This is a genomic window from Hymenobacter swuensis DY53, assembly GCF_000576555.1.
Lineage (GTDB): Bacteria > Bacteroidota > Bacteroidia > Cytophagales > Hymenobacteraceae > Hymenobacter > Hymenobacter swuensis.
Window position 1 is genome coordinate 3,859,214 of record NZ_CP007145.1, and the last position, 14,642, is coordinate 3,873,855.

General features: G+C 57.6%; 11 protein-coding genes. 9 read left to right on the forward strand and 2 right to left on the reverse strand.

Going from position 1 to position 14,642, the window contains the following annotated elements; all coding sequences use genetic code 11:
- The first annotated feature begins 174 nt into the window (after positions 1-174).
- Positions 175-2,373 (forward strand): DNA helicase RecQ, encoded by a 2,199-nt coding sequence (gene recQ / locus HSW_RS17895; protein WP_044005032.1) that lies wholly within the window; start codon positions 175-177, stop codon positions 2,371-2,373.
- 106 nt (positions 2,374-2,479) lie between these two features.
- Here recQ and HSW_RS17900 read toward each other — a convergent pair whose 3' ends face one another.
- Together HSW_RS17900 and HSW_RS17905 are read right to left on the reverse strand one after the other, a co-directional pair.
- Positions 2,480-3,208 (reverse strand): GNAT family N-acetyltransferase, encoded by a 729-nt coding sequence (locus HSW_RS17900; RefSeq protein WP_044003114.1) that lies wholly within the window; start codon positions 3,206-3,208, stop codon positions 2,480-2,482.
- A 98-nt stretch (positions 3,209-3,306) separates the two neighbouring features.
- A complete protein-coding gene (locus HSW_RS17905; protein WP_044003115.1) occupies positions 3,307-3,729 on the reverse strand; it encodes a BrxA/BrxB family bacilliredoxin in 423 nt (140 codons plus the stop codon).
- Between the two features lie 174 nt (positions 3,730-3,903).
- Here HSW_RS17905 and HSW_RS17910 point away from each other — a divergent pair, with 174 nt between their 5' ends.
- The 8 genes from HSW_RS17910 (at position 3,904) to HSW_RS17945 (ending at position 14,429) form a co-directional block, all read left to right on the forward strand.
- A complete protein-coding gene (locus HSW_RS17910) occupies positions 3,904-4,197 on the forward strand; it encodes a hypothetical protein (RefSeq protein WP_044003116.1) in 294 nt (97 codons plus the stop codon).
- Positions 4,198-4,332: 135 nt separating this feature from the next.
- The gene (locus HSW_RS17915) at positions 4,333-5,406 is read left to right on the forward strand and encodes a tetratricopeptide repeat protein (protein ID WP_052346586.1); all 1,074 of its coding nucleotides are present in this window, start codon (positions 4,333-4,335) and stop codon (positions 5,404-5,406) included.
- 144 nt (positions 5,407-5,550) lie between these two features.
- A complete protein-coding gene (locus HSW_RS17920; protein ID WP_197031904.1) occupies positions 5,551-7,593 on the forward strand; it encodes an OmpA family protein in 2,043 nt (680 codons plus the stop codon).
- A gap of 67 nt (positions 7,594-7,660) precedes the next feature.
- On the forward strand, positions 7,661-8,734 hold the full coding sequence (locus HSW_RS17925) for an NHL repeat-containing protein (RefSeq protein WP_081768482.1): 1,074 nt from the start codon (positions 7,661-7,663) through the stop codon (positions 8,732-8,734).
- A 140-nt stretch (positions 8,735-8,874) separates the two neighbouring features.
- Positions 8,875-12,525, forward strand: a complete 3,651-nt coding sequence (locus tag HSW_RS23080; protein ID WP_052346588.1) for a hybrid sensor histidine kinase/response regulator — start codon at positions 8,875-8,877, stop codon at positions 12,523-12,525.
- Positions 12,526-12,561: 36 nt separating this feature from the next.
- Positions 12,562-13,290: a LytR/AlgR family response regulator transcription factor gene (locus HSW_RS17935; RefSeq protein ID WP_044003119.1), complete on the forward strand. Its 729-nt coding sequence runs from the start codon at positions 12,562-12,564 to the stop codon at positions 13,288-13,290.
- Between the two features lie 47 nt (positions 13,291-13,337).
- Positions 13,338-13,928 carry a PKD domain-containing protein gene (locus tag HSW_RS17940; protein ID WP_155833038.1) on the forward strand — a complete coding sequence of 197 codons (591 nt, stop codon included), beginning with the start codon at positions 13,338-13,340 and terminating at the stop codon, positions 13,926-13,928.
- A 144-nt stretch (positions 13,929-14,072) separates the two neighbouring features.
- Positions 14,073-14,429, forward strand: a complete 357-nt coding sequence (locus tag HSW_RS17945; protein WP_044003121.1) for a hypothetical protein — start codon at positions 14,073-14,075, stop codon at positions 14,427-14,429.
- Positions 14,430-14,642 lie beyond the last annotated feature (213 nt).

The following is a 14,642-nucleotide window of genomic DNA, read 5'->3' on the forward strand; positions in this document are numbered from 1 at the left end:
TAAATTTGGTATTGTATTCAGGAAGCTCGACAGCAGGGACGGAATAGGAACAGGCCCGAATTCTTTCCACTAACTCGCTAGCAGCGAATACCATAAAATCCTTAGATTGAGTTTAGCAACACTGCTGTGCTGCTACTCCAATCTACCACCCCAATTGAGTAAGTGAGGATGTCCATGCCAGCCGTGAAACAACAAGTGCAGCAAGAGGCTGATTTGAAAGGCAAGTTAAAGGAAGTTTTTGGGTACGGTCAGTTCCGCGGCGTGCAGGAAGACATCATCCAGAACGTTATTACCGGCAACAACACCTTTGTAATTATGCCTACCGGCGCGGGTAAAAGCCTGTGCTATCAGTTGCCCGCGCTGGTGCTACCCGGAACGGCCATTGTCATTTCGCCCCTTATTGCCCTGATGAAAAATCAGGTAGATCAACTCAATGCCTTCGGGGTAAATGCCCAGTTTCTGAACTCGACGCTGTCGAAATCGGAGATGAACCGGGTGAAGAAGGACGTGATTAGCGGCGAGGTGAAGCTGCTGTACGTAGCCCCCGAGAGTCTGACAAAGGACGAAACCATTGAGTTTCTCAACAAGGCGACCATCAGCTTTGTGGCCATTGATGAAGCTCACTGCATCTCGGAGTGGGGCCACGATTTTCGGCCGGAGTATCGCAAAATCCGCAGTATTATCGACGGACTGGGTGCGCAGGTACCCATCATTGCCCTCACGGCCACGGCCACACCCAAGGTGCAGCTCGATATCCAGAAAAACCTGCAGATGGATGAGGCATCGGTATTCAAGACCAGCTTCAACCGCACCAACCTCTACTACGAAGTCCGGCCCAAGCACAACACCAAAAAGCAGCTGATTCAGTACGTGAAGCAGCGCAAGGGCCTGGCTGGTATTGTGTATTGCCTGAGCCGCAAGAAGGTGGAGGAAATTGCCGAGCTGCTGAAGGTAAACGACGTGCGGGCACTGCCTTACCACGCCGGTCTGGACCCACACGTACGGATGGCCAACCAAGATGCCTTCCTGAACGAAGACTGCGACGTCATTGTGGCCACCATTGCCTTCGGAATGGGCATCGACAAGCCCGATGTGCGCTTTGTCATTCACTTCGATACGCCCAAGAGCATTGAGGGCTATTACCAGGAAACCGGCCGGGGTGGCCGCGACGGCCTAGAGGGTGACTGCCTGATGTTCTACAGCTACGATGATATTGTGAAGCTGGAGAAATTCAACAAGGACAAACCCGTGACGGAGCGCGACAACTCTAAGCTGCTGCTCCAGGAAATGGCGAATTACGCCGATTCGGCGGTGTGCAGGCGCAAGCAGCTGCTCCATTACTTCGGAGAGCAGTATCCCAAGGACTGCGGGTTCTGCGACAACTGCCGCCATCCTAAGGAGCGGTTTGAGGCCAAAGATGAAGTCCTGATTGCGCTGAAGGCCGTGGTGCAAACCGACGAGCGGTTCGGCCTAGACCACATTGGGGTGGTGCTTATGGGCATGAACAACCCGCATGTGGAAAGCTATGGCCACAACCGCCTGCCGGTGTACGGCCAGGGCAGCAACCACGACGCACAGTTCTGGCATTCTCTATTGCGCCAGACGCTATTGGGCGGCTACCTGGAAAAAGACATTGAAAACTTCGGCGTGGTGAAAATCAGCCAGAAGGGAATTGACTTCATTGAAAACCCGCATTCCATCAAGCTCACCAAGGACCATAACTACGAGGAAGAGGTGAAAGAAGAACAGGAACAGGAAGAAGTTCAGCAGGCGGCCGGCCACGATGAGGCCCTGTTTGACATGCTCAAAGCCCTGCGGAAAAAGGTGGCTCAGCAGAAGAATCTGCCCCCCTACGTGCTGTTTCAGGACCCCAGCCTGAAAGAAATGGCTACCACCTTCCCCACCAAGATGGAGGACCTGGCCCACGTATCTGGCGTGGGGCAGGGAAAGGCGCAGAAATTCGGTCAGCCCTTCCTCGACCTCGTGAAGAAGTACGTGGAGGACAACGATATCATGACGGCAGCCGACGTGGTGGTGAAATCGGCTGTTAATAAGTCGAAAATCAAGATTTACATCATCCAGCAGATCGACAAGAAAATGGACCTGGAGGAAATTGCTTCCTCCAAGGGCATTGATATGCGGGAGCTGATGGAGGAAATTGAGCATATCTGCTACTCCGGCACTAAGCTCAACCTCGATTACTACATCAACGGAGTGCTGGACGGGGAGCGGCAGGACGAAATCTACGACTACTTCATGACGGCCCAGACCGACAACATTGCGGTGGCTCTCAAGGAACTCGGTACCGATGACTACACTGAGGAAGACCTGCGCCTGATGCGCATCAAGTTCCTGAGTGAAGTAGCGAATTAAGTAGTAGAAGTGAGACTGTAAGGAGTGAGAGGTGAGACGATGTTCAACGGCTTGAATGCCAGAACATCGTCTCACCTCTCACTCCTTACAGTCTCACTTCTACACATTACAGCCACAGGTGATACACATGTTCCTCGTGTATCCGCTCGAAGCCTTCCCGCTCGTAGAAGCGGCAGGCTCCGTGGTTATCGAGTTGGGTAGTCACCTGAATTTCGGGGAGTTGCCAGGCATGGGCGTAGTGCATCGCCGCGTTGAGCAGGTGTTTGCCGATGCCCTGGCTACGGTGGCCCTGCTGCACGGCCAGCAGCCCTATACTAGCGTGCGTGGTCTGATAGCCCAGCGTAATCAGTCCCAACGCATTGGGCTGCGTTACGGGCTGGTAGATGAGCACCTGCCGGGCCGTCTGGCCAGTTACGCTGCTCCGTATCCAGTGTTCATAAAGCCGCTCATACACCCCGGCCTGAAACACCGGATCGACCCGAAACCGGGAATGGTGGCCGCTTTGTCGGGCCAGTTCCAGCAGCCGGGGCGTCAGTTCATCGGTGGGTAGTACATGCGACGATACGGCCGGTGGCGTTTCCGGTGTCGGGCGGGCAAAGCGCGCCTTCCGGTCGGTGAGGTGCAAGCGCAACGCCCGGGCACTGGCCGCCGACACGGTATCGGTGGGCTCCACAAACCAGTATACCAGCCGCCAGCCCTCTTCGCGCGCCAGCCGGATAACTTCCCGCAACTGTGCTTCGGTAAACCGCTTGCCTTTCAGACGGCCCACTGGGAAACCAAAAAACTGACTGTCCCAGGGCAATGACTGCACCCCATACTCCGTCAACATCGACATAGCGGCTGATTATAATTCTTCCCTGGTCCAAACGAAAAACCGTCCGTAGCTACTGCTACGGACGGTTCAACGAAGAAATTAAAGAAAAAGCCAATTAATTAGCAATATTCTTCAAAAGCCCCCTGTAGATTGTTTACAATACGCATCAGGTCATTGCCTTCGATGTGGTAGCGCTCAATCATGTGCACCAGCTCACCGTCTTTGAACAAGGCAATGCAGGGGCTGCTGGGTGGGTAGGGCAACATGTGTTCCCGGGCCTTAGCTACGGCTTCGGTTTCCATGCCGGCAAACACCGTTACCAGCTTGAGGGGCTTCTTATCGGAACTGGAAACGGCCATTTTCAGGGCCGGGCGGGCTTTAGCGGCCGCACAGCCGCACACCGAGTTAACGGCCACCAGCACGGTACCGCTCTGGTCGTTGAGGGCGCTGTCTACTTCTTCGGGGGTCATGAGCTGCTCGAAACCGGCCTCTACGAGGTCCTGGCGAATCGGGGCTACCATGTATTCAGGATACGTGGCCATAGGTGAAAGCTAGGCTTTAGGATGAACTATTCCGGCGGCACCATGCCGGGCGGCGGCGTAAAATTACGCAACTACTACCGCACTGCCGCAGTTGGCGTATAGAACCCTGGCTGACCCTCGGAAGTTTACCACGTACCAGCTTTTTCTTCTTCTATCTTCTTTCGCTACCTATGTATGAAGTACGCTGATTTTCTGGCTTCCCAGACCCAATCCGAGCCACCAACCGGCCTCTCGCCCGTACTGGAAGCGTTGTGGTACGCCGGCCGCGACGAGTGGCACCGCGCCCACAACATTGCACAGGATAATGAGCACGACCCGATGCAGAACTGGCTGCACGCCTTCCTGCACCGCCAGGAAGGCGACGCGGGTAATGCGGCATATTGGTACCGCCGGGCCGGACGAGCCGTTTTTACCGGGTCATTGCGCCGGGAGTGGGAGGAAATGGTGCGCACTCAGCTATCCGAATAACTACCGGAGGAGCAGGCAGGTGCTGCTATTTCATCTTGCCAAAATTCAATATAAATACATTTAACCAGTTCATTTGCCGCACATTCCGTAATTAAAATTACATTTATCCCGCGCCTTTTAAACTGGCCGGACACCATGACCAAGACGTATATACTCTTCATTGGCCTGCTGCTGACCTCGGCCGCCGCTCAGGCCCAGGTGGATACAGTACGGGCCTCCACCCTGCCCCCAGCCCAGCAGGCCGAAAAGCTCTACAACAGCGGCGTGGCCAAATTCAACCAGAAAAGCTATCGGGCCGCCCTGCAGGATTTTGATAAAGCCCTAGCCGCCAAACCTGATTTCGCCAAGGCCTACTACAACCGCGCCGCCGTCCGCTACGAGCTGAAAGAGTACCCCACGGCCGTGCAGGACTACGATCAGGCCATCAAGTTTGACCCCAACACGTTTACCTCCTACTTCGGGCGGGCCCAGGCTCGGGAGGCCCTGAAGCAGCCCACCGAAGCAGAGCAGGACTACGGCAAAGCCGCCGAACTGAAGGCTGATTACGCCCCGGCTTGGTACTACCGTGGGGCGCTGCGCTTCGAAAAAGCCGATTACCAAGCGGCCAAGTCTGATTTTGATGCCGCCATTAAGGCCGACCCTGCCTATGCCTACGCTTGGCACGACCGGGGCAGCGCCCAACGCCAGCTGGGTAACCTGCCGGCCGCCATTCAGGACTACACCCAGGCCCTGAAGCTGCAACCCGAGCTGCTGCCGGCGTTGCTGAATCGCGCCGCCACCCGCCGCCGCGCCGGCGACCTGAAAGGTGCCCTCCAAGACTACAACGACTACCTACGCCAGAAGCAGGACAATGCGTTGGCCTACACCAACCGGGGAGCAGCCCGCTACGAGCAGGCCGATTACAAAGGCGCCGTGGACGACCTCACTAAAGCCATTGAGCTGGACGGACAGTACGCCTTTGCTTGGAACAACCGCGCCGCCGCCTACCTCAAGCTGGAAGACTATAAAAAAGCCGAATCCGACGCCAGCAAGGCCATCAGCCTGAACGCGCAGTACGCCGAGGCCTACCTCAACCGGGGCCACGCCCGCGAAATGCTGCGCAACCCTGATGCCGCCTGCCAGGACTGGCGCAAAGCCGCCGAGCTGGGCCTGGAAGCCGGCAACACCCATGCCGCCAACTCCGGCTGCGGCGCGGCAGAAAAGGAGTAATCTACCTCCTGTTGAAATCAGAACGTTATGCAGAGGCGCCGCCGAAGCATCTCGCTCGTGAGTAATCAGATTACGAACACACCCTCAGCACGCGATATGCTTCGGCGGCGCCTCTGCATGACGACCTACTACGACTTCCTTTCTATGTACAAATACCTACTTGCCCTGTTGCTCCTGAGTGCTCCGGCTACCCTGCTGGCCCAGGACGTAGAGTTCAGCAAAGACCGGTTCGGTAACGATAAGGACGGGCTAAAAGCGGCCCTCAAGGAAATCAAGCTCGGCGACGAATCCTACGACCTGGACCCGCCCCGCTACGAACAGGCGCTGCCCCACTACCTGGCGGCCCAGAAGTTCAACCCCAATAACGCCCAGCTCAACTTCAAAATCGGGGAGAGCTATCTGCATTCCGGCTTCAAGCCCCGGGCCCTGGAGTACCTGCAGAAAGCCTACCAGCTCAACCCCGACGTGGACCCGCGCATTCATTACGCACTGGGCCGGGGCCTGCACCTGAACGGGAAGTGGGATGAGGCCATTGCCGAGTACAAGCGCGCCACGCCCGCTACCGGCACCAAAAATACGGCCGCCTTCACCCAGGACATCCAGAAGAAGATTCGGGAGTGTGAGAACGGCCGCAAGCTGGCCGCCAAACCTAACCGCGTGTTCATCGACAACGCCGGTCCCGGTGTGAATTCGCCCTACCCTGAGTATGGCCCGGTGATTACCGCTGACGAATCGGTTATCCTGTTTACCTCGCGCCGGCCGGGCTCTACGGGCGACCAGAAAGACCCCGAAACCGGGGGCTTCATGGAGGATATTTACACCAGCACCCGCACGACCAAGGGCAGCTGGGTGGACGCCCGCAACCTGGGCGAAGGCGTGAATACCGAAGGCCACGACGCCACCGTGGGCCTCTCCCCCGACGGCCAGCGCCTGCTGGTGTACATGGAAGACAATGGCGGCGACCTGCACGAGGCCAACCTGCGCGGAGCAGAATGGCGCAAGCCCCAGAAACTAGGCTCCCGCATCAACACTAGGTCCCACGAGTCGTCGGCGGCCTACACACCGGATGGACGCAGCCTGTACTTTGTGACTGATAAAGAAGGCGGCCTGGGCCAGCGCGACATCTATAAAGTGGAGATGGAAGGCCGCGGGCCGGCTCAGAACCTGGGCTCCGTTATCAATACACAGTACGGCGAAGAAGGCGTATTTCTGCATCCCGACGGTAAGACGATGTACTTCTCCTCGGAGGGTCATAACTCCATGGGCGGGTACGACATCTTCAAATCGGTGTACGAGAACGGCAAGTGGAGTCAGCCCGAAAACCTGGGCTGGCCCATCAATACTCCCGACGACGACGTGTTCTTCGTGATATCCGCCTCGGGCCGGCACGGCTACTATTCCTCGTTCCGCGACGACGGGCTCGGCTCCAAGGACATCTACCAAATTACCTTCCTGGGCCCCGAAAAGCCGCCCGTACTCAGCCAGGAAGACCAGCTGCTGGCCTCCCGCGTGCAGCCGGTAAAGGAAACCCTGCTGGCCCCGCCGGTAGCCATTGTGGCTGCCCAGGTGACCATTCTGAAGGGTATCGTGACGGATGAGGCCAGCAAGCAGCCCATTGAGGCCACCATTGATGTGGTAGACAACTCGCTCAACCAGACCATTGCCTCCTTCCAGAGCAATGAGCAGTCGGGCCGCTATTTGGTGTCGTTGCCCTCGGGCGTGAACTACGGTATTGTGGTGCGCAAGGACGGCTACCTGTTCCACTCCGAAAACTTCGATTTGCCAGCCAAAGCAGCCTATTCGGAAGTGGTGAAGGACATTGCCCTCAAGAAGCTGGACGTGGGCGTGAAGGTGGTGCTCAACAACATCTTCTTCGACTTCGATAAGGCCACACTGCGCAAGGAAAGCACCAACGAGCTGGAGCGCCTGCAGAAGCTGCTGGTAGAAACGCCCGCGCTGCGCCTCGAAATTTCGGGCCACACCGATAACGTGGGCAAGGCCGAATACAACAAGGACCTCTCGCAGCGCCGCGCCAAAGCCGTGGTGGATTACCTCGTGGCCAAAGGCATCGACAAGAGCCGCCTGACCTTCGCCGGCTACGGCGACACCCAGCCAGTGGCCTCCAACGCCTCCAAAACCGGCCGGCAACTGAACCGGCGGACGGAGTTTAAGGTAACGGGTAAGTAGATTTATTCTCACAATCAGCCTGTTAACCTACTTAAAAACAGCATATCACTTTGCTTACACCTTTTTCATGCTCCCTGCTTCGTTAGTTAGATTTTCACTTGGGATATGTGTTACCGGGCTCTTTAGCGCCTGTGGAAAAGACCAGGAGCCCGAAAAGCCATTAGTGTATACTACCGTAAAAACCTTGGCCGGTAACGGTATCGACGGGTTTGCGAATGGCCTTGGCACAATAGCCCAGTTTAACGGACCAGAAGGGGCGGCGGTAGATAACCAGGGCAACGTGTATGTGGCTGATACCGGCAATAACTGTATCCGAAAAATCACTCCGACTGGAGAAGTAACTACGCTGGCAGGTGGCAGTGCTGAAGGGTTTGTAAACGGCCCGGCGGCTTCGGCCCGGTTCTATGGCCCCATTGATGTGGCCCTTGATGGCGGCGGCAATCTGCTTGTGGCCGATTACGCTAACCATTGCATCCGAAAGATTACGCCAGCAGGCGTAGTAAGCACGTTTGCTGGTACTGGGGTAGCAGGCTATACCGATGGCAACGCCAGCAAAGCTCAATTCAACGGGCCAAGTGGTCTAACCGTGGATGAGCAGGGTACTGTGTACGTAGCCGACGGCGAAAATTACTGCATCCGGAAGATTACGGCTGCGGGTATAGTTAGCACGTTGGCTGGCAATGGCACACGTGGGTTTGCAGATGGTCCGGGTAGTACGGCTCAGTTCAGAGGACCAGAAGGGTTGGTACTAGACCGTAAAGGCACTCTCTATGTAGCTGACTTTGCAGGCTACCGTATTCGCAAAGTTACTACCAATGGAACCGTTAGCACGGTAGCGGGCACCGGCATCCGTGGTTACGCCGATGGAGCCGGCAACACCGCACAATTTGCCGCGCCTACCGGCGTGACTTTCGATTCTCAGGGCAACTTGTATGTAGCTGATACAGGCAATAATTGCGTGCGCAAAATCACGCCCGCCGGCGAAGTTTCCACGGTGGCCGGCACTCGAACCATGGGCTTTGCTGATGGGACGGTAGATAAGGCTCAATTTATCAATCCATCCGGGCTGACCATTGATACTAAAGGGACCTTATATTTAACAGAATACGGTCACCGGATTCGCACTATTACGCCGGAGTAAGCAGCGCGTTTGGCGGTTATGCTAACAGGAATGCCTACGCATTCTTCTCGTCATGCCTTCGTATTCACTTTAGCGAGGAAGTAACGGGATTGGGCGTAAGCCGAAGCGGCTTCTTTATATCAGCCCGTATCTTGTCCGCTGTGATACGCTGCCTGCTACTTTTCCTGTGTCTGCTTGCGCACCTCAGCCCCGCCCAGCCCCTGCCCCAGCGGCAGTTTCTAAAGCAGTTCGGAGCCGCCGAGGGCCTACCGCAGCCGTTTATCTACGCTCTGGCCCAGGATAAAGCCGGCTACCTCTGGATTGGCACCGCCGAGGGCTTAGTGCGGTTTGACGGGACGGAGTTCGTCACGTTTACTACCAAAGACGGGCTTGCCGAGGACTTCGTGACTCAGCTATCCGTGCATCCGCGCACCGGCCAGTTGTGGGTGGGGCATTATCAGGGCGGCATATCCCGGTTAAATGGGCAACGGTTCTGGCAAGTAACGGCAGCAGCTAAAGCCGTTCCATTGCGCCCACACAACGGCATCATGCCGCCCGACACTGCATTCCGAGAATACGGGAAGCCGCCTTACTCGCTAGCTGAGCCGCCCGGGTTTGAACCGTCTTTTGGCTTGCATCACCTGCTACCGCCGGGCACTGTGCCGCAATGTGTACTGCTGGATCAGGAGCATAACCTCTGGATTGGCACCGCCGGTCAGGGCCTGTGGCGCTGGTCGGACCGTCATGTGACTTTCTACCCCATTTCTGCGGCGGGCAACATCACAGCGTTGGCTAGTGGAGGCTGGACAATTGCCAGCAATACCAAGGCCCAGCTCTTCGGGCTAAGGCTTCGCTTAGGTAAATCGTCGCCAGTTACCTGGACCGAAAACCGTTTGCAGTATGCTCCCAGCGTAATCTTAAACACACCCGACGACCGTTCTTTACCCATATTCACAAAGCGTTACCCGAAGACGCCAGCTCGTGCTATCTGGGTGGGCACAGCCGGCCACGGCCTCTGGCAGATTCCGATACCAGCCCCGAAGGCAGCAAAGGCTAACCCAACCCGCCGACTGCCTCCTGATCTGAGTGTTACGGCGCTTGCCCAGCACCCCAACGGCGACTTGTGGATAGGTACCGCTTTGGATGGTGCGTACCGTCTGCCCGCCGACACTGCCCGGCCGGCTCAGCACTTCACCACGGCTAACGGACTGCTGCACAACACCATCTATGCACTCACGGCTGACCCCAATGGCGGTATTTGGATTGGCACCCATGATACTGGTTTAGCGGTGTGGCACAATGGCCGGTTCCAGTATCACCGTTTCCCTAAAGGCGGCATTGATGTATCGGCGCTGGTTACCGATGACGCAGGCCGGGTCTGGATTGGCACGGAAGGCGCGGGCGTATTCTGCTACTTTAACGGCAAATTTCAGCAGTACAGCACCCCACAGGGTCTGGCTTCACCGTATTGCTACACCCTGTTGCCAGTACGCTGGGACACGAGCTACCACGGCGGCTACCGGTATGATGCCCGGCGGGAGCAACTGGTAGCTGTGCACCGCAATGCCATCAGCTTTGCCGATTCCAGCCAACACTTTGCGGCGGCTACGCTGCCTGACAACCCGCTGGTGCGCGACCTGCTACCCCAGGCAGCCGTGGCCTGGGGCGACTATTGCATCTGGGTGTTGACCCGGACCGGCTTGCTGCGCCTGCGCACCGATGAACCGGATCTGTTGCCCAGTGCTTCGGCACCTCAGCCAGCTTTGCTGGCTAGTGAGGTAGATGGAGCCACCCGCCCGCCCCGGCAACTCGGCGAGTTGTCGGCCACTCAGCATCGGGTGTCGTTCCGGTTTCGGGGCATCAGCTTATTGCCGGGACGGGCGGGCATGCAGTACCAGTACCGCCTGCGAGGCTACCAGGAAGAATGGAGCAGCCCCGCAACCGTAGGGGAAGCACAGTTTCCGCGTTTAGATGCCGGCCAATACGTATTTGAGGTGCGTGCCCGGCTTGGGGAGCAGGGCCACTGGTCGAAGCCAGTTACCACCTGCTTCAGCATTGCCACGCCGTTCTGGCGTACCGGATGGTTTGTAGCCCTAGCTGCGGCAACGGGTATCGGGCTGGCGTACGCCGTCGTGCGAGCCCGCACCGCCACCCTGCGCCGCCAGAAACTACAACTGGAAACCACCGTGCAGGAGCGTACCGCTGAGCTGCGTCAGCAAAAGGCTGCTACCGAGCAGATCAACGCCGACTTGGTAGTGGCCCGGGATGCAGCCGAAGCTTCCCGCCGGGCCAAAGCGCAGTTTCTGGCCAACATGAGCCACGAGATTCGCACGCCCATGAACGCCGTCATTGGCCTGACCCATTTGCTGCGCAACACCCCCGTCAACACCGAGCAAATCGAGTTTCTGGAGGCCATTCAGTCGTCGTCGAACAACCTGCTGGTTATCATCAATGACATTCTGGATTCCTCCAAAATGGAGGCCGGCAAGCTTACCCTGGAGCAGGCCCCGCTGCGGCTGCCCGAACTGGTGGAGCGCGTGGCCCGCATGTTCCGGTTTGCCACTGAAGCCAAAGGGCTCTACTTCCGCACCGAAATTGCCCCGGCTGTGCCCGCCGCTATTCTCGGTGACACCGTTCGGCTCAATCAAGTGCTCGTGAATCTGGTGGGCAACGCCGTAAAGTTTACCACCCGGGGCGGTATTACGTTGCGGCTGGCCGTGGCACCAACAGTTGAAACAGGCGTTGAAATACTCCGCTTTGGTGTGCAGGATACCGGAATTGGCATCCCCGCCGATAAGCTGGACGCCATTTTTGAAGACTTCTCCCAGGCCAACGCCAGCACTACCCGACAGTATGGCGGCACCGGCCTGGGCCTGAGCATTGCCCGTAATCTGGTGCAACTGCACGGTGGCCGGCTCTGGGTAGAAAGCCGGGAAGGCCAAGGCTCCACCTTCTGGTTCAATATTCCCAGCCTGCCAACTGATGCCGCTGCCGTACGGGCCGAAGCCACTGGCCCACTGGTGCCCTTCGAGCCGGCCCTGCGCGTACTGGTCGCCGAAGATAATGACCTGAATCAGCTGGTAGTCCGCAAAACCCTGGAAGCCTGGAATGTGCAGGTAATCTTGGCCGCCAACGGCCGTTTGGCCGTGGAAGCCGCACAGCGCCAAGCCTTCGACGCCGTATTGCTTGATGTACAGATGCCGGAAATGGATGGCTACGAAGCCGCCCGGCATCTCCGCGCCCTGTTTCCCGATGCCGCCCGGCTGCCGCTTATCGGCCTCACGGCCTCAGCCCTACCCGAAGACCGAATCCTGGCCCTGGAAGCCGGTATGAACGATACGCTGGCCAAACCTTTCGATCCGACAGTCCTCTATGCCCGCCTGGCGCATTTTACCGGCCGTGCCGTGATGCATGCTCTACCGGCTACTGCGCCGGAAGCTCCTGCCCAAGAGCTCCCGATTTCCTTCTCCGGCCGCCCCGACTGGCGTCTGCTGGAGGAGTTGGCCGGCGGCAACGAAGGGTTTGTGCAGCAGATTATTCGTACGTTTCTGGCGCAGGCTCCCGAGCTGGCATTGCAGCTGCAGCAACTGCCTCCCGGCCCGGAGCTGGCCCAGACGGCCCACAAGCTCAAAGGGCAGGTAGGCTATTTTGGCATGGATAACCTCACAGAACAACTCGACTTTGTGGAACAGCAGGCCCGGCAGCCGGCCACCGATAGTGGCCTTGCGGAAGCCTGTTCTAGTATTCAGCAGCAGTTGCTTGAGCTGTATCCGCTGCTGCAGGAGCGGCTGCCGGAAGCTCAACAGAAATAGCTGTGTTTTTTCAAGTCAGCCTGTACCTTTGCCGATATGGCCGAACCCACTGCCCCCCTGCGTTGCCTGGTTGTTGATGATGACTCCCTGGCCTTGCAAATCGTTGAAAACTGCGTTGCCAACACGCCCTTTCTGGCGCATGTTGCCAGCTGCGACAATGCCATTGCCGCCGCCGAAGTACTTCGCCAGCAACCCATCGACCTCCTGTTCCTGGATGTGGAAATGCCGTTGATGTCGGGGCTGGACTTACTACGCACGTTGCAGGACCCGCCCCTCGTGATTCTCATCACCAGCAGCAAGAACTACGCGGTGGAAGCGTTTGAGCATGAGGTGCTGGATTACGTGGTAAAGCCAATCAGCTACGCCCGTTTTCTGCAGGCAGCCCAAAAGGCTCTGGCGGCCGTGGAAGCCCATAATAATCCGGCTACTCACGCCATCGAATCATCGCCAAATACCGATTTCACTTTTGTAAAGGTGGATAGCCGGCTGGTAAAGGTACTGTTTGATGAGGTGCGCTACGTAGAGGCCCTGGGCGACTACGTGCATATCGTGACCGGCCAGAGCAAGCTGATTGTGTACAGCACGATGCGGGCCGTGGAAGAGAAGTTTCCGGCTTCCCTGTTCGTGCGGGTGCACCGCTCCTTCATTGTCAACCTCAAGCGCGTGCAAACCATCGAAGACAACACCATCATCCTCGATAACAAGCACATTCCCATCGGCCAGACGTACCTACGCGAGGTATTTCAGCGACTCAACAAGTTCTAAGTCCCCGTTTTATCTACCGGTTACTGCGCCGGTTTTCCAGCTGCTACTTGCGTTTTTTCCTCTGCCTTTTCCTGTTACTACCCGCCCTGTTCGCTCAGGCACAGACCGCCGGCGACACGCTAAGCGTGGCCTGCCCTTTGCCCCGGGTGATGGAAATGTGTGTGGAGCTGGATGCCAGCCGTGCCGTTGATGCTGCCGCCGGCCCACTCACCTTCCGCTGGAATATGGGCGACGGCATTCTGCTAACCGGTCCCTCGGTGCAACACTGCTACCAGGCACGCCGCAAATACACCGTACAGCTGGATGTGGTGGAAGATGCTACCGGCGAAGTGCGTACCGCCGAAAAGCTAATTCCGGTGGATTTTACGCAGGAAATCGTCCTTAATTTCCGTGCCGTAGATACTGTGCGCGTAGGCCAGCCTGTCACCTTCGATGCGCTCGATTCGCAGCTACCTCTCTGCCGGAACGTAGTAGTGTTATGGGATTTTCGGGATGGGTACGTGAGCAACGGTCCGCAGGTGCAACACGCTTTCCGCCGGCCCGGCCAGTATCCGGTGCGCATGAGCCTGCGCGGCAACGGCCCCGATTCCTGCCCGTCCAGCCATTGCGTGAGCCGCACGGTAGTTGTTCTCCCCTAAAGCTGCTCAAAGGTCCAGCTTCACTTTTGGTCGACTTTTCCTCCTGATTCGGCTTATATAGCTCCTGAGCTATAAAACGACTACCTATCTTCGAAGGTAGTACGCCCTTTCTCTTTTCGCTGCTCTTGTCATCTGCTCTGCCGTATGAAACTCCTTTGCACCTTATTGCTGGGTACCTTTTGCCTATTTGTCTTCTCTGCCACAGCCCAAGCCCAGGAGGCATCGCCTGCTTTTAAAGCCGAGGCCTTGACAGCCACCCGGCAACTGGCTGCGTTTATCGCTCTCGATGATGCCCGCCAACTGCCTGTACGCCGCCTCACCCAGCTACGCCTGACGCAGGAAGCCGAGGCCCGCCAACTCTACGCCAACGACCCCGACATGCTCCAAAAAAAGTTGACGGCCATCGGGCAGGACTACACTCAGCAACTAGGCACCGTGCTTACGGCGGCTCAATATCAACGGTATGAGGGGCTGCTTCCGGCTCGCTGCCCAATGCAGTAGCGGCTATACCGGCCCCTGCTCCGGCTATTTCAACTGCGGTAGCCACCGTTGCTACTCCGGCAGTACCTGCTCAGGCGGCCAAGCCGGCCAAAGCTACGTCGGCCAAAACAGCGGTGCTGCGCACTGCTGTGCCTGCTGTTGCTCATCCCCGCGCAACTCTTATTAAAGCGGCGGTGCGCCGCTAAAGCCAACTGCTGTTTCCTAACACCCGAA

Bases quoted from the DNA above. Each gene is read 5' to 3' on its own strand.
- HSW_RS17915 (WP_052346586.1), top strand. From the start codon at position 4,333: ATGACCAAGACGTATATACTCTTCATTGGCCTGCTGCTGACCTCGGCC.
- HSW_RS17925 (WP_081768482.1), top strand. From the start codon at position 7,661: ATGCTCCCTGCTTCGTTAGTTAGATTTTCACTTGGGATATGTGTTACC.
- HSW_RS17905 (WP_044003115.1), bottom strand. From the start codon at position 3,729: ATGGCCACGTATCCTGAATACATGGTAGCCCCGATTCGCCAGGACCTC.
- HSW_RS17900 (WP_044003114.1), bottom strand. From the start codon at position 3,208: ATGTCGATGTTGACGGAGTATGGGGTGCAGTCATTGCCCTGGGACAGT.
- HSW_RS17920 (WP_197031904.1), top strand. From the start codon at position 5,551: ATGTACAAATACCTACTTGCCCTGTTGCTCCTGAGTGCTCCGGCTACC.
- HSW_RS17945 (WP_044003121.1), top strand. From the start codon at position 14,073: ATGAAACTCCTTTGCACCTTATTGCTGGGTACCTTTTGCCTATTTGTC.
- HSW_RS17910 (WP_044003116.1), top strand. From the start codon at position 3,904: ATGAAGTACGCTGATTTTCTGGCTTCCCAGACCCAATCCGAGCCACCA.
- HSW_RS17935 (WP_044003119.1), top strand. From the start codon at position 12,562: ATGGCCGAACCCACTGCCCCCCTGCGTTGCCTGGTTGTTGATGATGAC.
- recQ (WP_044005032.1), top strand. From the start codon at position 175: ATGCCAGCCGTGAAACAACAAGTGCAGCAAGAGGCTGATTTGAAAGGC.